The sequence below is a fragment of the Paenibacillus sp. 1_12 genome (assembly GCF_900114475.1).
Taxonomy (GTDB): Bacteria; Bacillota; Bacilli; order Paenibacillales; family NBRC-103111; genus Paenibacillus_S.
Map to the genome: position 1 here is coordinate 548,458 of NZ_FOTE01000003.1, position 19,968 is coordinate 568,425.

The following is a 19,968-nucleotide window of genomic DNA, read 5'->3' on the forward strand; positions in this document are numbered from 1 at the left end:
GGGAACAGAAAAAGCAGTCTCCTTCCAAACTGGAAGGAGCTGCATGCGTTTTAGTATGCGAATAGAACGATACTTTTACGGTTGAGCTTCGTCTTTTTTTTCTTCTGCGAAACTGTTAATACTTTCTTTGCGCCGATTGTTTTTATTTTCAATCGTTTGCTTCGCATCTGTTGTAATCTCATCTGCATGTTCATCCAGATAATCTTCTGCTTCCTGCAAATTAGCTAATGTATGGTCGATATGTTTTTGCAGGTGCGCCTCATTATCTGACCGATTGTCCGGTTTGGCCAAAGGAATCCCTCCTATTCAATGATTACTGCCTATTTAAGATGACCTAAATCGCACGAAACTATTCGAATTCATATTCAGAATGGACTTCACGGTTAACTTGAATTTCGCTATATTGCTGTTATACTCGACTATCGGTACTTATAGAGCTTGGTAAGGTATATTATTGTTATAAATGCTCCATCAATGAATTTAAGGTTGATAATAAATGGATATCGGGGGAACGTGACTTGGGAACCGTTGCAACGAAGAATTTTGACTATGGACAAGAAGAAATCGATTATCTCCAGCAAAAAGATCCAACACTTGGGGCAGCAATGGCACGTATGGGCAAAGTTGAACGTGTCATTATTCCTAATCTGTTTGCGGCTCTCGTCCATGCTATTGTAGGTCAGCTTATTTCGGTTAAGGCCGCCCATACGATTTGGGAAAGAATGCAGCATCAATTTGGAGAGATGACTCCGCACCATATGGCCAGGCAGACTGCCGATGATATCCAAAAATGCGGGTTGACGATGAAAAAGGCCGTTTGCATTCAGCATATCGCACAAACCATTGCACAAGGAGCTTTTAATTTGGAAGAGCTGTATGACTTGCCAGATGCAGAGGTTATGAAAAAGCTGATGACATTAAAAGGAATAGGTAAATGGACCGCCGAAATGCTGCTCATCAATGGCATGGAACGCCAAGACATCGTCAGTTGGGGTGATATCGCCATTCGTCGTGGTATGATGAAGCTGTATGGGTTGAATACCATTGACAAAGAGCAGTTTGAACAAATCAGCCTTCGATATTCGCCTCAGGGTTCAGTGGCTTCCATATACTTGTGGGTGATTTCATATGAATAGGCAGAGGAGCGGTATGGTGGAGAATTCAATCAAGGAACAATTATTTGGATTGGCTGAGGTGGATTATCAAAAGTTCTCCGCGGCATTGATCCCGAATATTAATAATGTTCTAGGTGTTCGGCTCCCGGAGCTGCGCAAGCTGGCCAAAATCATCGCAAAAGGAGATTGGCGAACCTATCTGGAACAGGCCGATAATGAGTATTTTGAAGAAATTATGCTGCAGGGCATGGTCATCGGCTATGTACAAACAGATTTGGATGAGCTTCTACGCTATGCAGCTGACTTTGTCCCGAAAATTGATAATTGGTCGGTATGCGATAGTTTTTGTATAGGGTTAAAGCTGACCATAACGAATAGGGAACCCATGTGGGATTTTTTGCAGCCGTATCTCTTGTCTAATCAGGAATACGACATACGTTTTGGAGTGGTCATGCTTTTGGACTATTATATTGAAGAGGAATATATTAGCCGTGTCTTACAACGGTTGGATAACATCAAGCATGAAGGTTATTACGTCAAAATGGCGGTGGCCTGGGCATTATCCATTTGTTATGTGAAGCTTCCTGAACCGACAATGACGTACCTGAAAAGCAATTCACTGGACAAGCTGACCTACAACAAAGCACTGCAAAAAATTACAGAATCTTACCGGGTGGATCTGGAAACCAAAAAAATGATTCGCAGCATGAAGCGAAAATAAAGAACCGATGTTATTAGAAATCCAAAGGCTTTGACCTTAATTTAAGGTTCAAAGCCCTTTTGGCTTACATAAATCTGATCATCAGAAAAGACCTGTTTCAATCGCTCGTAGACAATTTGGTAGGCAGACGGATCATACCATTGCTCCAAACCGATTTGTTCATACTTAGACTGAATGCCGATATTCCGTGTTCGTTTTCCGCCGCTGCCATCTCCCATAAAATAATCGTCCAGGCATACACGATTCACTAATGGTTTTAGCAGCTGTGGAAATGCTTCACTGCTTGGCAGCATGGGGGCAATGGTTGCCTGTGTCGGAACGCCGGCGTCAGCCAATAATTGAAGCGTCTTTAATCGGGCGGCAATGGGAGGGGCATCCGGGGAAAAATGTTTGCGGATGTCCTCTCGATCGGTTTCTATGGTCATACTGACTCTCACCTGATCGCCAAGATGTAAAAAAAGATCGATATCTCTACGAACAAGAGGGCTGCGAGTCTGAACGAACAAAAAGTCGGGTGGATCGCTGACCATGACCTCCAATAAAGATCGGGTTACTTGTTCTTTGTGCTCGATGGGTTGATAGGGATCCGTACTTGAAGACATGAAAATGGTGACGGGCCCTTTGTTTTTGGCTCTTAGCAGTTCTTTTTGAAAAACATCGGCTGCCCCTTGCTTGATATCGACCCACGTTCCCCATGCCGCGCCACGGAAGGTAGAGACTGGCATTTGCCGAACATAGCAGTAAGAACAGCCAAATGAACAGCCTGTATAAGGATTCAGCGAATGGCTATAGCCGGCAAGAAAGCCGGTCCCTTTATTCAGCAGCGTTTTCGGATTTTTGTACAAGTATTCGATTTTCATAAGCTGACTCCAAACCGTTTATTTAGCATCATGAAAAATAATCCCAGCCTGTACCTTGTTCCCCACTTAACCGTGCTGACGCCGTGACGGAGCGTGGTTCGATAATAGCCGCGCGTGCCTAATGCGGGTCTCCATCTGCAATCATACCGTCCTGCTCCAATTGCAGCAGCTTCGTTTTCATATCCATACCTCCACGATATCCGGTTAGCGCTCCGCTTTTACCGATTACGCGATGACACGGCACCGTAATTAATACAGGATTGGCACCGATCGCAGCTCCGACTGCACGAACAGCGGCAGGTCTTTGGATCTGTTGAGCAATGTCCGAATAAGATTGGGTGTGTCCATAAGGAATGGTGTGGAGTGCATTCCATACAGCCATTTGAAAGGGCGTTCCACGATAATCGAAGGGCATCGTAAAGCTTTTGCGTGTTCCGCTTAAATATTCGATGAGCTCTTCCATATAAGTCTGAAGCCTCTCGTCATCACGTATTAACGTGCTTCCCGGAAAACGGGCATGTGCCCAAACAGACAATTCCTCAAAGGGATAATTTTGTGAGCCGACAAAACAAAGTCCTTCAGATGTAGCGGCGATGTGCATGTTCCAATCCTCATGAGTGATGAGGGTCCAATAAAGATCGGGTTTCGTTATGGTTTCCATTTTCAAATGCCTCCTTCATGTTGTTCTGGTGCAATTGGCGATAGCTTGATGGGGTGTGACCGGTTTTCTTTTTGAACAGAGTTATAAAATACGGCGTGTTGGACAAGCCAACGACCGTGCCGACTTCACCTATGCTCTTATTTGAAGCCATCAGCTGTTCCGTGGCCTTATCTATCCGAACTTGCTGGATATATTCAACCGGAGTCATACCTTTGACTTTCTTGAATGTTCGATGCATATGATAGGGACTTCCATGACAGATATAGGCCAGAGTCTCCAGTGTTAATGATTCCGTGTAGTTTTTGTCGATATATTCCGTTACTAATGCGATCCATTCGTCATCTGGCAAGTTCTGACCGGTTGGCTTGCATCGTTTGCAGGGTCGAAATTTGGCCGATATCGCTTGCTCAGCAGTTTGAAAATAGCCGACGTTTTCTGGATTAGGCGGTCTGGATTTGCAAGAGGGTCGGCAGAAAATACCTGTTGTTGTGACTGCGTAAAAAAAATGACCGTCATATGAAGCATCATTGGCAAGGACCGCCTGCCACATTTCTTCTGTCAGTGCTCTCGGGATTGGCATGTTTGCTGCATCGATACAGCTACGGGATAACATTTCTATATCCTGGCTCAGTTGCTTTACCATATTTGTTCACCTCCAGTACCAGTATAACCCCAAAAATAATCACTTGTACGCTTTACAGAATGTAACAGCAAGATAACGAAATTGCTTGGTTCCTGGTATTTGAAGAATAAGTAAATAATGCCTTTAATACATAATATATTGGTTATTTAAGGTTTTGAGAAAAATCTCTGAGAAGTGCTTCGCTGCTTTTTTCCAGCTGCATAGGAAAGCGGCTTACCTTGTCAGGCTCCAACTCTTTAACCTTGCTGTATACGGCAGTAGAAGCATAAACACGCTCTGATTTTTCCAAGCAAGCAAGGAGCTGAGCATGATCCCGAATGCCGACAGCATAGGGCTTAATAGAGTGGATTCCAGCTTCATGAACGCGTTTAGCCATCCATTGTCCTCCAGCTTTGCCAAGGCAAACGAAAGTAACTGGACATCCTTCCGTAAGTTTTGCAATGTCCAGAAAAGTGGATGTTTCTACAAGAGCACCAATAACACACAGCTTGACGTCCTTTTCAGCAAGCATTTGTCTGACTTGATCGTGATGATTGAGTGTCGTTACGATCATAGAAGAAAATTCAAGTTCATTCGTAAGCGTGATAGGAGACGATTCAATATCTTCCAGAAAAATAGTTTTTACCTCTGCTCCTGTTACCCGCTGAATCTCACTGCTGTAAAAAGGATGGTCATGCTCTTTGCATTCTACAAACAAGAGTCTTCGGGGTGCAGTCTTTTCCGAGCCATGCATTAATCCGTACGCAAGTGAGGCTGTGAAAAATGCTTCGACGTTGATCGATTTCAGCTTTATCTCATCAATCGTACGCTCAAGCAAATCATGCATGATCGATCTGCTGAGCCGAAGCTCGTCTGTTTGTGGACTATTCAGCACAAGTGTACCACGGCCTTTATGCATGGAAACGATACCTTCTTCTTGCAGGTGATGATAAACTAAATTAATCGTATTTCGATTGAGTCCAAGCTGAGCAGCAAGATCATTCGTAGAGGGAAGCAGCTCTCCAGGGGAAATATGTCCGATGCCAATTAACCATTTCAATTGTTCTTTTACCTGTATATTCGCATCCAACGCCATGGTCGGATCGATTGTTAATTGGATAGGGAAATCCATATATATAACCTCGCTTCACAAAGAATGAGCCATTTGAGACTACACAATCCCAACTTTGTTTCAACCTCATATTGACAATCTTATCATAAATCACGTATTTTAAATACAATAGTTACACAGTTTAATGGTTATTTAAATGATGAATGAAAGTAGGGTAATGGAAATGGGAATTAAGTATTATTTGCGAAAAATGAAAGGTGAAGGCCGTTCACCGCTTGTCATTCATATACGTAATGTGATCATAGGATTTGTCGGAGGGACTGTGACGATCGCTGTTCTTGCATGGTTAACCGATATGAATGCCGGTTTGTGGATCATGGCACCATTTGGAGCCAGCTGTGTTCTCGCATTTGGTCTTTGGGATTCTCCATTGTCGCAGCCGCGTAATATTATCGGGGGACATCTCGTGTCGACAGTGACAGGATTAACGGTTCACCACTTTTTGGGTGGCGGCGTTGCTGCTATGGCATTAGGCGTTGGTTTGGCTATCAGCCTGATGATGCTCACAAGAACTACACACCCTCCAGCAGGTGCTGATCCCCTTGTAGTGATGATGTCAGGAAGTCATTGGTCATTTATTTGGACACCGGTACTTGCAGGTTCGATTGTGATTGTCATTATCGCGCTCATCGTGAATAACCTGAGCCGACAACGAGCCTATCCTAAATTTTGGTGGTAGTAATGAGAATCTGTCACTCCCAATGACAACTGTGAGAACTAGTTATGAAAGTAACTTCCGGACCCAATAGGGAGCTGGAGGTTATTTTTATGTTTGAACACTGAAATACTTTGAATCTTGCAACAGTAATCCTATTTTGGAAGGAATAAAAGAGTGAATTTTAGATTGTTACACTACAGAATATGACAGCATATTACATGAAAATCTTAAATTGAAATGGGGAAAAGGTCCTTACTTTAGCTGAAAATAGCGAAAGTTACATAGTTGACAAATTTAAACAAAAAAATTGTGATAGTCGATTATATGAAGATCAAATAGGCATATGGAGAATAGGGTACATGCCACAAGCTATAGGAAGGAAAGGGGCAATTCGATGGTTATTTGGAAAGGCGCAGGGATCTTAACGATCCCAATTGTCTTCGTAATGATTTTCCTGACGATGGGAATAGCATCTATTTTTATAGATCATCCGATGGATTCTGTTAACGAGCATGTTTGTGTAGGTATTGGATCCATACTATCGGCCGTACCGATCTGGTATGCAGGGAAATATTATAATAGAAACAAAGATCAAATTTATTTGGATATGAAGACGGGAAGACAAATACAGTTAGGTGTACAGCATAGCCTGTTCTTTATCCCGATGCAATTTTGCGCTTTTGTGGCTATATTCATTGGAGTATTGGCTTTGTTGAGCTAATAACAAATTGTTCATTATCTGTCTAATAGACAAAAAGATTTCAAGCAGTGACCGCAACTCGGTATTCATCGGGGGAGCGGTCGTTTGTTTATTCTGTTATCTTGGAGCTTATGGATCTACAAAAAACGAGTTCCTGGCAGCTGCGATCATAACTCCGATATGCGCTTTTACACTTTTCCTAGAGTCTGTTAGGATAGAAGCAAGAATGGCAATTTACAGCAAAGATAGGATGAAACAGAGATGACAGATCAGGTGAAAGTCAGTCATTACATCAAAATTAAGGAAAGTCTCGATAAGCTGATGACGAGCGGAGAGCTTAAGGTAGGGGACCGTCTGCCTGCGGAAAAAGAGCTGGCCCAACAATTTCAAGTGAGCCGGGAAACGGTTCGCTCTGCGATGAAACAGCTGGAGCAGGAAGGCAAGCTGGACGTGAGAAAAGGGGTAGGGCGGTTTGTGCGACGGCCGTTAAGCTCCATCCCAAGCAGTATCGACCGGTTCACTTCGACCGAAGAAATTATCCGCTCTGCGGGATTGGTGGAAGGTCAGCTGGAGCAAAATATTCGCACAGAGCCTTGTCATGAAGAATGGGCTCATTTATTGAAAATTCCACTAGGCAGTCCTGTGATTATTAATGAACGGACTCGTACGGCCAATAAAGAGCCTGTTGCTCATAATATTAATATTATGCCTCTTACCTTGGTTGAGCAGGCTTTTCAAAAAAAACCGCTGACCGGCTCCCTGCTCCGATTTTTGGAAACTGAATGCGGTATTCGGTTGACGGGTACCAATACCGAGCTGGTCGTCCCACATCACACCGACCCTGTATGCCGCAAGCTCCAAGTGAAATCGGACACAACGGTGCTGATGATGAAGCAAATCCATTTTGACCAGCAGCATATGCCTGTATTATTTTCGTATGATTATTTTCGCAATGATGTGTTTCAGTTCTGGGTGAACCGTCGGCGATAGTGGATCACAGCATCGGAGAACTTAATAATTTCTTCTCATATAGATGACATACCGTTAACAAGTCCCTCCTATAATAAGAAGTGAAGATGTCTAGACAGCAACTTCAAAAATTCGAAAAGGGTGGGGAATATGAAGAAAATAATGAACGTGCTGTGCGCTCTGACTTTCACGGCGATCGTGACGGCAGGCTGCGGAGCGAATACTGCTGCGACTAGTACTCCTGCTGTCACGAACGGAACGAATGCAGCAGCTCCTGCAGCCGCTGCACCCAAGAAATATGAAATTAATCTGGCTACAGCCGGTGATACGAACATGACCGATCTGCAGGAAAAAAATGTAGTCGGCGAGTTTCAAAAGAAATATGCCGGTTCTCAGGTTCGCGTCGTCAATTCAGGTGCAGGAGATGGCGGAACTCAGAAAATATTTGAGAAATTAAAGGCGCAAAAGGATGCTGGCAAGACGGAGTGGGATATTGATCTCGCGATTGTGCATCAAAGCGGCATGCAGCAGCTGATTGATAATAATCTGCTGGACAAATGGGTGCCGCAATCAGCCAACAAGCAGTATGTAGTTTCCCCCGACAGTAAGAACAGCTTGGGTACAAATGTGGAAGGCTACGTGATTCCACTGTTTCACAGCCAGGTCGCCTTTGCCTATAACCCCGATAAAATCAAACAATTCCCTGCTAATTTTGAAGAACTAACCGCTTGGATCAAAGCTAACCCCAAACGTTTCGGATATAACGGCATCCAAAACGGTGCAAGTGGAGTTGCTTTTGCCACTGCTTATACATATTGGAAATCAGGTGATTACAAAGCGTTGAGTCAAGGACCATTCGATGCAGCACTGGAGCAAAAATGGCCAGCTATTATGAAGGAGCTTAAAGCACTTCCTGTTACCTACACCAATGGTAATAATGGGACGCTGGATATGCTGAACCGCGGCGAAATCGACATGGGACCCGTATGGGTGGATATGTTTAACCTTTGGGTGGATGAAGGCCGTATGAATCCTAACTATGGTCTGAAAATCGCCGATCCTGGCATACCGGGTCAACCGATGTATGTGGTTATTCCCAAAAACGCAAAAAATAAAGAAGCGGCTATCTTGTACGCCGATCTGCTGACCTCCCCAGAAATTCAAACGAAGGTAATCGTGGAGAAAAATAGCTGGTATCCGGGTATCGATGCAGCAGTGATACTTCCATTGGTTAGTGAAGCTGGCAAGAAAAAGCTGTTTAAGGATATTACTGCAGATGACCTGAACAAGCGTGGCCAGTCGTTCCCGATAAACACCTATTTTGATCATCTGAAAACTGCATATGAGAAAAACTAATTCTCCTTCCATCGTCTTCTGGCACAAAGCAGCAGGAGTGGGACTTGCCACTCCTGCTATTGCCGTTGTCGCGCTGCTTTTTATGTATCCATTTGTCCTCTCCTTTATATCGAGCTTGCGTTCACAAGACGAAGTCTGGACGTTAGCCAATTATGCGGAAGCTTTTTCTTTATATGGCGGCGATTTGGTATTTACCCTTTGGGTCTGTCTGGCAAGTCTCGCCCTGCTAATCGGAATCTCCGCGATGATCGGTGGTTTTCTGCGTTTGGGTGCCTACCCAGTGCTGGAATTTATTTTCAAAATCCCGTTGTTTGTCCCGTTCGTCGTTGTTGGGCATGCCATGCGTGTATTTCTGGCACCTCATGGTACGCTCAATTCGGCGATTGCCATAACAGGTTTGTTTAATCCGGATTTGCTGCCGTCCTTTGCGTTCACAACGTTTGGTCTCATTGCCGCATTGGTTTGGAAAAACCTCGGTTTGGCGCTGCTATTGGTGCTTGGCGGTTTTCGATCGGTGAATGAAGGTATGCTGGAAGCAGCAAAAGGGATGGGTGCGGGAAAGCTTAGGTTGATCTGGCATTTTCTCGTGCCGATGAACAAAAGCAGTATCGGGGTTATGGCGGTGCTGACCTTCACATCCATGCTTGGCTGCTTTTCCATACCCGCTATGCTGGGCAACGCAGGTGGTCAGCAAATGCTGATGATGGATCTATATCACCAAAGCGTGTATCAGCATAATTACGGATTGGCAAATGCCATTGGTGTCCTTACCTACATAGCTTCTATGGGAGCTGCCATTTATTATTTAAAGGGGTTGTCAAAGAAATGAACAAATCCATTTCGGTAGCGGCTTCTAACGGTTCGCTCGATCTGACAGATCGCAAAGCGCCCTTTGTCCGCATGACACGCCGTCTGCTGATTTATGCAGCATCGATATTTTTCGTTTTCGGTCCTCTATCGAGCCTTATTTTATGGTCAGTAGCAGAAAAATGGTTCTGGCCTCACCCGTTTCCGAACGTTTGGGGGTTTAAATATTGGCATCAAGTGTTCGAAGGTAAAATGCTCTCTTCGTTGGGTTTAAGCTTCGTTATTGCAATTACGGTCACGCTGATTTGTCTGGTGCTAACTGTTCCCTTATCCTATCTCATAGCTCGTAATAGGCTGCCATTAAAGCATTTGATATTGTTATTGTTTTTACTGCCTCAGGCATTTCCTCAGCTTCCGGTGTTCACGAATGCCATGACGATTATGTATCGCTATGATCTCGTAGGCACATTGACCGGTCTGATTTTGATCCATCTGGTCGGTGCGATCGTATTTTCCGTATGGACATTGGTATCCGTATTTCAATCTGTCGCAGAATCGATGGAAGAGGCCTCCTATATGCTTGGCGGCGGTAAAGTGTACACGTTTTTTCATGTGGTGCTGCCGATGGCTGCCCCCGGAATTATCGCGGGCTCTTTATTAGTATTTTTATATTCATTGGACGAATTTACGGGCAGCTTGTTGATTGGCGCGCCTTTTCATATTACGATGCCTGTCTTTATGTATAATGCAGCGAATGGCTACGAAATGCAGGTGGCATCCGTTACATCTGTGCTGCTGATGGTACCGGGAATCGTGTTGCTGTTTTTTTTACAGCGGTTTATGCGTTCAGAATATTTGGCTGCTTTCGGGAGGGTATAACATGGGCATTACCATTGAGGGCTTGAATAAACGGTACGGTAAAAAGAGAGGCATTACAGACATCAACCTGCAGCTGCCCGTTGGCGGGCTAACAGCTATCGTCGGACCAAGCGGCTGCGGGAAAACGACGCTTTTAAGGACACTTGCCGGATTTTTGTCGGCTGATGAGGGTCGTATCTTGTTCGGCTCACGTGATGTGACCCGTACTTCACCTCAACAGAGGAAGGCGGCGATGGTGTTTCAGCATTACGCGCTTTGGCCGCATATGAGTGTATTCGACAATGTCGCTTATGGCCTTAAGCTGCAAAAAATTTCCAAGCAGGATCGCGAAGCCAGGGTGCATGAAGTGCTGGAGAGGGTGGAGATCGATACGTCGGATGTGGCCAGCCGTTATCCGCAGCAATATTCCGGTGGACAGCAGCAGCGAATTGCCTTGGCTCGGGCTCTTGTCGTACAGCCTGAGGTGCTTTTGCTGGATGAGCCGTTATCAAATCTGGATGCGAAGGTGAGGCAGAGGCTTAGGGTCGGCATTAGGAGCATTCAGCAATCTTTTGGAATTACGGCGGTTTATGTCACGCACGATCAGGAAGAAGCGTTATCAATGGCGGATTATGTGATTGTGATGAATGAAGGTCGGGTAGAGCAAGCAGGCACACCGGAGGAGATTTACCGGCAGCCTTCCACTTATTTTACAGCTCAATTCCTTGGGGAAAGTCATACCATCTCGCTTTATCGCCAAGGTAAGCTGCAGAAACTCGTCATCCGTTCTGGTGAAGCCAAGATCGAGCCATTCACTGCTGAAGTGCTGCGTGATCACAATATTGGGCAGGTCGAACAGGCTGGAGAAGGCAAACAGCAGGTTTGGGAAAAGGATGAGCATTTTGTTATGGAAGGTTTCATTCGCCATCATCTGTTTATGGGATCGTATTACCGTTATATGGTGGAGATTGAAGGCCAACCGATCTTTGTAGATGATGACGGGTTACTTCAGGCAGGTCCTTGTATAGTGAAAATCCCTCAAGTGAAAGCTTACTGGTTTGACGAATAGTACACCCTTTATTTAGAGGTGATTTGATATTGATGCGTTTACATGTAAACGGTGATCTGCATTAGTGTTGAAGTCGATAGACGTGTGCGAATGGTATTCTGAAATGCTGATCGCAATGATGAACAACATAAACGGAGTGATGCGAGGTCGCAGCTCCGTTTTTTCTATGTAGTGAGGTTTCTACCATCTGGCTGCCACATTGGTCCTTTATATTGAGGTTGTAAGAAACAATTTCTTGATTAGAGGAGCGAACCCAATGAAAAAATCAATGCTTAGCATCGGACTTATCAGCTCATTGTCTGTGACGATTCTCTGTGGAGCTGTGGTAGCAGCCAAGGATCGAGCTGATGATGCATCTGCACCACCATCGTCTTTCCCTCAACACCATTCAGCGGTATCCTCACCTAACAGAGAATCTCAAGAAGCGTATCAGCAGCAGCTTGTCAGCAAATCCGAAGTAATCTTGAAAACCGCAGCAGATCTGAGTATATCTACGGAAGGCTTGGGGCTCCAGGACGTCGTAAAAGCTATCGGTGATCATGATCATGAAATTGTCCGTAAGCTTGGATTGGCACCACCTCCGCACCCTGAGGGCCGTTCCTTCAATAATCAACATAAAAAAGAGACTGGCCCTGGTAGGGAGAGGCCGGACCCGCGTCCAGAGCGTGATGCATCGTCAAGAACGAAGGCTTCAGCTGACCCTGTAAATGGAAATACTCCTGCTCCTGTAGTCGATAGCAGCAATGCTGGACTGACTGCGAGTTCAGTGGTTATATCGGGTGGATTCATTACAGATCCACAGGATAAAGGCAGACCTGTTGTGCTTATTGCTGCGGCACTTGGGGTCCCCACTGAAGTATTCAGAGAAGCATTTAGCGGCGTAACCCCTGCTGGGCTGGAAAGAGGACCAACTGGCGAAGAAGCTCAACGAAACAAGGCAGCCCTTCTTAAGGTTCTTGGACCCTATGGGATCACCAATGAGCGTTTGGATGAGGTATCCAACTATTATCGCTATAATGGAAGCAACGGAGGGACCTGGCCCAGGACGCAAGCTACAGCGGCCGTAACTGTGACAGATGGTATTGTGACGGATGTAAAGATTACGAATCCAGGGTCTGGTTATACATCCAATCCAACGATAACCATCATGGGACCGAATGGTAAGATAACAGCGGAAGCTTCGTTATCCTATACCAAAGATTTTAAAATAAATGGGAGTATTTCTGCTATCACGATCAAATAACTTGTTTTCGACAAAAACAATCGTCCTCTTATGATAGAATATTCAAAGATACAGTTGCTGGATGATCTCTCCCGTAAGGAGTCTTACTATGAAAACCATTATGATTGTGGAAGACGAGACAGCCATTTCCCGTGTGTTGTCAGCTTATATAAAAAAGGCAGGTTATGACTGTGTCGTCTTTACACGGGGGGATGAGGCAGTTGAACAGTTTGCAACGATTCAGCCCGAACTTATTTTACTTGATGTGATGCTGCCCGGGATGGACGGATGGGAGGTGCTGCGAGAGGTACGCCGCAGAAATGCTTGTCCTGTCATCATGCTCACAGCCAGAGGTGACATAGGTGATCGCCTTGCAGGTCTAAACAGCGGAGCCGATGATTACATGACGAAGCCGTTTGAGCCGGAAGAGGTTGTTGCCAGAATTCATGCGGTACTGCGTAGGCCTTCACAAACCTTGATCGCAGAAGATCAGAAGCATTACGGCAGTTTGAGGGTTCATTTCAAGTCCCGAACCGTCTACTTGAACGGAGTTAGCTTATCTCTTACGCCCAAAGATTTGGCGGTGCTGCTTTTTCTGACGGAGCATCCGAACCAAATCTTTAATCGCGAGCAGTTAATCGAACGGATATGGGGAATGGACTACGAGGGAAGTGACCGCGCAGTGGATCACGCTATTAAACGTCTGCGCCAAGCACTGCTTCATATGCCTCTGGAAGAAGGTGAAATTCGGACTTTGCGGGGAACGGGGTATCAGTTCTATGTCAACCAGAAAGCTTAAGCGAAGCACGCTGCTCCAATACTGGACTAAGCGCTATGTCATGACTTTATTTATCGGTCTACTCATAATCGGAGTCACATCTGTTGTATGGTTACAGTATGAGGCTCTGAACAGTCGATTGCACAATATCGAGAGCTTTTCGCAGCAAGTAGCGGACTATGTCACAAGCAATACCGGGCAAATCGAGATACCCGACCAGTTTTATAAGTGGATTGATCTTAATCAAAGAGTATACAAGCTTCCCGGGCAATTTGGATTAACCGTATTTAATCAAACCGGAAAGGTTATGTTCTATAAATCAGCACCCCTCGAATTGGTTTCGCCCGTTCAAGAAGGCGGGAATCCGCCGTCTCCACCACCCCTTACCAATCATGACCAGCAGGCCTTGTCTTCAAGTAACTCTGGTACTATATCAAGCGGCGCTTCTGGAGCCGATCCGGCGTTTCCATCTCCTCCGGCACTTGTAGATCGGGTCATCGTGAACAAGTCCGGCAACTCCTATACAATAGTCTCCCCAATCTATGGTTCGAATTCGGTTATCGGGTCGATTGCGATTTCTTATGCCAAAAAGGAGCTAACCGACATTAGCCAGCAGTATGGTTTGATTTCTTCTTTGCTCCTTATTTCGGGTCTACTCGGGTGGCATATCCTTTATTTACTGCTGCGTAAATTATCCAAACCACTATATGCTGTTGTTGACGCACTTAAACAAATTCAGTCGGGAAATTATACACAGATGCTGCAGGAGAACGTTAAGGAGCAGGAGATTTATGATCTCCTTATCTATTTTAATGCAATGGCGGCAAGGCTGAAGCAGTTGGAACATTTGCGCTTGGAGCTGCTAGCCGGAGTAACCCATGAGTTAAAGACACCGGTTACATCGATACGAGGTCTGCTGCGCGCCATTAAAGACCAAGTCGTAACCGCTGACGAGGCAGATGAATTTCTGGATATTTCGCTTAAAGAAACGCAGCGGCTGGAGCGGATGGTATCTGATTTACTTGATTTCAATGAATTTGCATCCGGCCATGTACACATCGATAAGGAAGCTTTCGATCTCGGCAGGCTGTTGAGAGAAATCGTGTATCAATGGAGCCTGATCTATCAGGAGGATGATCTGGAAATACGGACGCATATACCCGAACGTAAGATGATTTCCTTTGGCGATACCGGACGAATTCAACAAATTATCGTCAATCTTCTTAACAACAGCCGACAAGCTGCAGAAGGCCGTTGCATCATCACAATCTCTGTAATGGAATATTCGAGCACAATGTACGAGGTACTGGTAAAAGATAACGGTTCAGGCATTCCGATTGAAGAGCAAATCAACATCTATGAAAGGTATTACCGGGGATCGAATAAAAAGCTTAGAATACGCGGCTTGGGGCTTGGGCTTCCCTTGAGCCAGATGCTGGCGACCGCTATGGACGGCATGCTGATCCTCAAGGATAGCTCATCTCAGGGAACTACTTTTCAGCTTCTTCTACCCAAGGCATCTTCTTTTAGCGGTTAGAGCTTCTATTATTAATGAACTATCGACAAATAGAATATCGACATAAATTCCATAATTTTACTCATGATTAACCATTTCAATAAAAAAAATCTAAAAATTTACATAAATATTATTAAAACTTTAGGTATATTAGTCTATTTTCATCTGGACTAGTTCAATAGTCTCGTGCATAATGTAAGTAAAAGGAATTCTTTGGATATGATGGCGTTCTAATTTTATGTATAAAATACTTAAAAATATAAATTTATAACAAAAAGGTGTATAATCCATTATTATCCATAACATTTATTCCATAATATAACACCATGTTGGTGTGTTTTGGGCTGTATAAGCTCCTTTTTTGTTGAAAAGTAACCCTGATGATCAAACCGTTAAAGAAGTGAATGATATGAAAAGCTTGTTATTGGAGGACAATAATGGATATTAGTCTTAAAGTTTATTATGCCATGATCAAAAAGTACGTTTGGGTCATCATTCTATTTGTTTGTACTAGCACTATCGGAATGGCAATTTACAGCAATTATAACTATCAGCCTATATATCAAGCATCTACTAAGTTAATCATTAATAACACGATTCATGACGATTTAATTGGTAAAGAAAAAATCGATTTTGGGTCGATTGGTTTAAATATTATGTTAATCAACACTTATAAAGAAATTATTAAGACCCCTTCAATTCTAGAGAAGGTTGTGCAGCGTTATCCTGATTTAAATTTGACCCCCGAACAGATTATTTCCAAAATTAACGTTACTGCAGTAAATGAAACTCAATTAATGGCTATCGTTGCTACCGATATGTCGCAGGAACGTGCAGTTAAGATCGCTAATTCTGTTACTGAGGTGTTTCAAGCAGAAGTACCTAAGATAATGAAAACCAACAATATCGCAATATTAAACAGGGCAAAAGAAGTCGATAATCCCCGGCCTATTAACCAAAGATCGGACAAGAATATTATATTAGCTGCTTTCGCTTCGTTGGTCGCTGGTATAGGATTCATTATCTTTTTGGATTCATTGGATGATACTTTGAAAACGACACAGGAAGTGAACACCGTATTTGATGTTGAGACGCTTGCTAAGATTCCCAATTTTAAAGGCGGCAAGTGGAAGCACCTGAAAAAAAGAAATATGTAGAAAGGATGGGGAAAGCCATCTATGGTTCAAACAATCGGTAATCCCAGCATAGTCATGCTGTCCAATCCGAACTCCCATATATCAGAAATGTATCGTACTTTACGATTTAATATTGAATGCATGGATGCAGAGCATAAGGTGAAGATCATCGCGATTACTTCGGCTAACCAAGGTGAGGGTAAGACTACCACTGCTATTAACTTAGCTATTGCGTTTGCCAAAGCTGGAAAAAAGGTCTTGCTGGTTGATGCTAATTTAAGAAACCCTGCTTTTCAAAGGGAATTTACTTCAGTTGTTAAGGGTAACAGTGAAGGGCTTACAAATATTATCATGGATAACAAAGAGATGGGGGAGTTGGTACAGCAGTCTGATATTGAAAATTTATTTATTTTAATGTCAGGCAGCTTAGAACAGAATGCTTCGGATATTTTGTCATCCAAGAAAATGGAAGCCTTACTTGTGGAGATGAAGAGCAATTTTGAAATCGTTTTGATTGATACTCCATCCATGCTTAAGCTTACCGATGCTAAAATTGTGTCATCAATGTGTGATGGTGTTCTGCTTGTCGTCGAAGAAGGTAAAATCAAGCGAGCTGCAGCCCAAGAAGTGAAGGAGGAGTTAGCCAAAGTAAGGGCTAATTTACTCGGAGTCGTAATGAATAGAACCAAGAAATAGACGGCATATAGCCTTGGAGATTTATGAAGAGAGTGAGGATTTATTATCATGGATCAAGCAAAAGGAAAGAGATATTTAATTCCACGTTGGCTGAAAATAGTGGTTGTTATGGCTCTGACCCTTTTTATTCTTAGTGGATGCTTCGGCTCGAACCCGAATCCGGAGTCTTATGCTGCTAATTCCCAACTGCAAGGCAAGAAGGTCAAAGTAGAAAAGGTATCTAAGCAAAAAATTGCTGAACCGTTGGAACGTGTAGCAGAAGTACAAGCATCTGTTCAATTCTCGCTTCTAGCTAAATCGGAAGGAGTTGTTCAGGAAGTACTTAAAAATAGGGGGGAATTTGTTCAGGAAGGCGATCTAATTCTCAGATTACAATCACAGGATCTGCAAGCTCAAAACCAAAAAATGCTCATTGCTGTCCAGGATGCACGAGACGCGTTAAATAGGGCCAAAGAGAAAGCAGGTAAAGAGCTTTCTAATAACAAGGTTGAGATGGAATATTCCATTCAAAAGATGACTGAAAAGCTGGATTCCATTACTAAGAAATACAATAAAATAAGAAACGACTTTGACGTGAGGCTGGCTACGAGGGCCCAATTGGAACAAGCGGAAAGTGAGTGGAAAGGAGCCTCTGATGATTTGGCTCAGCTTAAGCGGAAAAGCACTTTGTTGAATGGAACCGTCTCGTTCCCTGAATTGGAGAAAGTGCTTCGTGAAGCCCAAAACGCTCATGATCAATCAACGCAAGTATTAGCAACGCTTAATATTACAGCACCCATCAGTGGAATCCTAACAGGAGTCCAAATGATTCAAACAGGAGCGGCTGTAAAGCCGAATGATGTGCTTGGGCTCATTCAGAAGTTGGATCCAATCATAATAAAAGCCAATCTGCCAGATGAAGAGGCAAAGTTAGTCCGGGGTAAAACAGAACTGAGCTATTACCTACCAGGGACGAAAGAGCGTAATAAAGTGAAAATTAATTATTTGTCCGATATTATGGATCCACAAACCAAAACCTACGAGCTCATTATACAGGTTCCTAATCCGGATAAGGGATTAAAGCCTGGAATGAAGGTGCTAATACAATTAACAAATAGTGAAGAGCTTGATGTTGTAGCTGTCCCTTCATATAGCATAGTTAAAGAAGGTGAAGATTCCTTTGTCTACGTGCTTGTCAATGACACGGTAGAGAAACGGAAAGTGAATATGGGTCGTGCTAGTGATTCGTACCAAGAATTGCTATCAGGAGTTAAGGAAGGTGAGCTAGTAGTCACCTCGGGACAACAGCAGCTGGTAGACAAAGATAAAGTACAACGGCCCTAGTGAAAAAGCCGATTGGGAAAATGGAGTGACAAGACGTGAAATATTTGATTAAAAGAAGCATAGCTTCCTTGATGATCTCAATATCCCTTATATTTTCGACCCTACCGTTAGACGTACACGCAGCAGAATCTGTAACATCACCTGTCCAAGGAGTATACTACTTAGCGGATACGATTCAGGTGGAAGTAAAAGGTATTCTCAACGAACATACGACGGATGGAACACGAATTGGTGTAGTGCTCTACATGACTAATATTGGCGATCAGATAACAGGTCTTCCAGAATATGAGCTCAGGGTAAAAACGAGTGAAGGCATCGAATATATGTTGCGACCTAGCAAAGTCAATGCGGCTGCTATTCTGCCTAAGGAAAAGATCGAGTTTTCTTATATGGTTGTGGTAGATCGCGAGGAGTCTTTCATGCTCTCTGAGCTTTTATGGGTTGACGTGAATCCTTTCGTGTATCCAAAGAAAGAAAAACCAGAGCTAACTATACCAATCTTGGGGTTTGAATGGTATGGAGATGCTTCGAATATTACGAATCTGGTTTCGATAAAGCCTTGGGCCGAAGCGTTCACGATTCCTTTATTATCATCCCCACTGGAGTATATGCCTGTAAATCTCAAGAAGCAGCAATCTCCCACAGGAGTTGACGCACTCCTAACCATACTTGTTGAAAATAAAGCAAAGCTTATACAGTCAGTCCCTGATTTTCGAATAGACGGTAAAACTAGCAAGAAAATATTTCATGGTAGTAGAGTGGAGAAAGGAGCCATCACGATCGAACCTGGTGATAAGCGCTATATTCACTATGCCATACCGATGGATAATCAAGAAGAATTACTGAGCCTGAATGTGCTTACTCCAGAAAGCTTTGTCATAGATGATAAGAAGAGTATCAACTATACAATTGGACGGTTGAACATTCAGCTTCCGGGAACAGGCGAAGCTTTATATCAAGCAACACCCTATGAACGAGGTGCGTTTATTCCATTCGATCCTTTGAACAAACTTATTTCAACGAATATTCTGGTATCGTTGAATGAGCTTCAAATGCACGAAAGCGATGGGGAACGATATAAAACAGTTGTTGCCAAATTCAATATAGAAAATCGTTCTGATACTATGATCGCGGTTCCGAACTTTCTAGTAGAACTTACAAGTGGTGAGGGATCTAACTACATGGGCACTCGTCAAGAACTGTCGAACAAGTCGCTCATCCCGAATATCAATTATGTCATTTATTACTATTTCGTTGTACCTTATACAGAAAAGGGAAATCAATTGATTGTGAGTATACTAGATGGAGAATCAGCGGCACCTTATAATATCCCAATTGCCTCTTTGCAGACGAAGATTCAAACCGGCAATAACAATGCCAAATTATCGTTTTATCCCTTCGAGGTGCAGTTGAATGAATGGAAAATCGAAAGCAAATACGAAGCTGGCGAACTCATGTATTCGAATAAATTGTTCCTCGACATGAATATTCTTCAGGGTAAAGCAGTGGTTGATCAGAAATTCACTAAAATGCTGGTAGAGGTTGTTAGAGAAGGTAAGGTGTTCGCCTCGGAGGCACTGTCTTTTATAGGAGATAATCGATTGACTAGAGGAGAGCGTTTTATTTCCTTTAAGTCCAAACAATATTCCTATGATTACTTAGTGAAAATCTATGAAGTTGTTGATACACCTTATGGGGAAGCTAAGAGGTTGTTGAGGACCTTGCAGCAGTGACATAATCTTACTTCGTTAAACAAAATAATACCAAGA

General features: G+C 43.5%; 21 protein-coding genes and 1 pseudogene. 16 read left to right on the top strand and 6 right to left on the bottom strand.

Going from position 1 to position 19,968, the window contains the following annotated elements:
* Nucleotides 1-75 precede the first annotated feature (75 nt).
* Nucleotides 76-291, bottom strand: coding sequence for a small acid-soluble spore protein Tlp (tlp, locus tag BM210_RS10035; protein WP_091167497.1), 216 nt, complete (start codon nucleotides 289-291; stop codon nucleotides 76-78).
* Nucleotides 292-518: 227 nt separating this feature from the next.
* Here tlp and BM210_RS10040 point away from each other — a divergent pair, with 227 nt between their 5' ends.
* Nucleotides 519-1,136, top strand: coding sequence for a DNA-3-methyladenine glycosylase family protein (locus BM210_RS10040; RefSeq protein ID WP_091167498.1), 618 nt, complete (start codon nucleotides 519-521; stop codon nucleotides 1,134-1,136).
* 16 nt (nucleotides 1,137-1,152) lie between these two features.
* Nucleotides 1,153-1,836 carry a DNA alkylation repair protein gene (locus tag BM210_RS10045; protein WP_091167499.1) on the top strand — a complete coding sequence of 228 codons (684 nt, stop codon included), beginning with the start codon at nucleotides 1,153-1,155 and terminating at the stop codon, nucleotides 1,834-1,836.
* Between the two features lie 41 nt (nucleotides 1,837-1,877).
* On the opposite strand, the gene BM210_RS10050 is transcribed toward BM210_RS10045, so the two are convergent.
* The 5 genes and pseudogenes from BM210_RS10050 to BM210_RS10070 all read right to left on the bottom strand — a co-directional run bounded on the left by BM210_RS10050 (nucleotide 1,878) and on the right by BM210_RS10070 (nucleotide 5,111).
* Nucleotides 1,878-2,696 (bottom strand): SPL family radical SAM protein, encoded by an 819-nt coding sequence (locus BM210_RS10050; protein ID WP_091167500.1) that lies wholly within the window; start codon nucleotides 2,694-2,696, stop codon nucleotides 1,878-1,880.
* 18 nt (nucleotides 2,697-2,714) lie between these two features.
* Nucleotides 2,715-2,827: pseudogene (locus BM210_RS10055) on the bottom strand (2OG-Fe(II) oxygenase); the annotation flags it as partial.
* A complete protein-coding gene (locus tag BM210_RS10060) occupies nucleotides 2,815-3,357 on the bottom strand; it encodes a methylated-DNA--[protein]-cysteine S-methyltransferase (protein ID WP_091167502.1) in 543 nt (180 codons plus the stop codon). The gene BM210_RS10060 and the pseudogene BM210_RS10055, both read right to left, overlap by 13 nt.
* Nucleotides 3,308-3,970: a bifunctional transcriptional activator/DNA repair enzyme AdaA gene (locus BM210_RS10065; protein WP_091167711.1), complete on the bottom strand. Its 663-nt coding sequence runs from the start codon at nucleotides 3,968-3,970 to the stop codon at nucleotides 3,308-3,310. Before BM210_RS10065 ends, BM210_RS10060 begins: the two co-directional genes overlap by 50 nt.
* Before the next feature lie 172 nt (nucleotides 3,971-4,142).
* A complete protein-coding gene (locus tag BM210_RS10070; protein ID WP_091167503.1) occupies nucleotides 4,143-5,111 on the bottom strand; it encodes a GntR family transcriptional regulator in 969 nt (322 codons plus the stop codon).
* Nucleotides 5,112-5,274: 163 nt separating this feature from the next.
* Between BM210_RS10070 and BM210_RS10075 the strand changes: the two genes are divergently transcribed.
* The 14 genes from BM210_RS10075 to BM210_RS10140 all read left to right on the top strand — a co-directional run bounded on the left by BM210_RS10075 (nucleotide 5,275) and on the right by BM210_RS10140 (nucleotide 19,932).
* Nucleotides 5,275-5,790 (top strand): HPP family protein, encoded by a 516-nt coding sequence (locus tag BM210_RS10075; protein ID WP_256223455.1) that lies wholly within the window; start codon nucleotides 5,275-5,277, stop codon nucleotides 5,788-5,790.
* A 373-nt stretch (nucleotides 5,791-6,163) separates the two neighbouring features.
* Entirely contained in the window at nucleotides 6,164-6,490 is a 327-nt protein-coding gene (locus tag BM210_RS10080) for a hypothetical protein (RefSeq protein WP_091167506.1), read from the top strand.
* 240 nt (nucleotides 6,491-6,730) lie between these two features.
* A complete protein-coding gene (locus BM210_RS10085) occupies nucleotides 6,731-7,459 on the top strand; it encodes a GntR family transcriptional regulator (RefSeq protein ID WP_091167508.1) in 729 nt (242 codons plus the stop codon).
* A gap of 129 nt (nucleotides 7,460-7,588) precedes the next feature.
* Nucleotides 7,589-8,794: an extracellular solute-binding protein gene (locus tag BM210_RS10090; RefSeq protein ID WP_091167510.1), complete on the top strand. Its 1,206-nt coding sequence runs from the start codon at nucleotides 7,589-7,591 to the stop codon at nucleotides 8,792-8,794.
* Nucleotides 8,781-9,623, top strand: coding sequence for an ABC transporter permease (locus tag BM210_RS10095; RefSeq protein ID WP_091167511.1), 843 nt, complete (start codon nucleotides 8,781-8,783; stop codon nucleotides 9,621-9,623). The genes BM210_RS10090 and BM210_RS10095 overlap by 14 nt, the downstream gene beginning before the upstream one ends.
* Complete coding sequence (locus tag BM210_RS10100; RefSeq protein WP_091167513.1) at nucleotides 9,620-10,480, top strand: ABC transporter permease; 861 nt, start codon at nucleotides 9,620-9,622, stop codon at nucleotides 10,478-10,480. Before BM210_RS10095 ends, BM210_RS10100 begins: the two co-directional genes overlap by 4 nt.
* 1 nt (nucleotide 10,481) lies before the next feature.
* Nucleotides 10,482-11,528 (top strand): ABC transporter ATP-binding protein, encoded by a 1,047-nt coding sequence (locus tag BM210_RS10105; protein WP_091167515.1) that lies wholly within the window; start codon nucleotides 10,482-10,484, stop codon nucleotides 11,526-11,528.
* A 256-nt stretch (nucleotides 11,529-11,784) separates the two neighbouring features.
* On the top strand, nucleotides 11,785-12,771 hold the full coding sequence (locus BM210_RS10110; RefSeq protein ID WP_091167517.1) for a hypothetical protein: 987 nt from the start codon (nucleotides 11,785-11,787) through the stop codon (nucleotides 12,769-12,771).
* An 88-nt stretch (nucleotides 12,772-12,859) separates the two neighbouring features.
* On the top strand, nucleotides 12,860-13,549 hold the full coding sequence (locus BM210_RS10115) for a response regulator transcription factor (protein ID WP_091167518.1): 690 nt from the start codon (nucleotides 12,860-12,862) through the stop codon (nucleotides 13,547-13,549).
* A complete protein-coding gene (locus BM210_RS10120) occupies nucleotides 13,530-15,065 on the top strand; it encodes a HAMP domain-containing sensor histidine kinase (RefSeq protein WP_091167519.1) in 1,536 nt (511 codons plus the stop codon). Before BM210_RS10115 ends, BM210_RS10120 begins: the two co-directional genes overlap by 20 nt.
* A 416-nt stretch (nucleotides 15,066-15,481) precedes the next feature.
* The gene (locus BM210_RS10125; protein ID WP_091167520.1) at nucleotides 15,482-16,201 is read left to right on the top strand and encodes a YveK family protein; all 720 of its coding nucleotides are present in this window, start codon (nucleotides 15,482-15,484) and stop codon (nucleotides 16,199-16,201) included.
* A 21-nt stretch (nucleotides 16,202-16,222) separates the two neighbouring features.
* Nucleotides 16,223-16,876: a CpsD/CapB family tyrosine-protein kinase gene (locus BM210_RS10130; protein ID WP_091167522.1), complete on the top strand. Its 654-nt coding sequence runs from the start codon at nucleotides 16,223-16,225 to the stop codon at nucleotides 16,874-16,876.
* Between the two features lie 48 nt (nucleotides 16,877-16,924).
* On the top strand, nucleotides 16,925-18,199 hold the full coding sequence (locus tag BM210_RS10135) for an efflux RND transporter periplasmic adaptor subunit (RefSeq protein WP_091167523.1): 1,275 nt from the start codon (nucleotides 16,925-16,927) through the stop codon (nucleotides 18,197-18,199).
* 35 nt (nucleotides 18,200-18,234) lie between these two features.
* A complete protein-coding gene (locus BM210_RS10140) occupies nucleotides 18,235-19,932 on the top strand; it encodes a hypothetical protein (protein WP_091167524.1) in 1,698 nt (565 codons plus the stop codon).
* Nucleotides 19,933-19,968 lie beyond the last annotated feature (36 nt).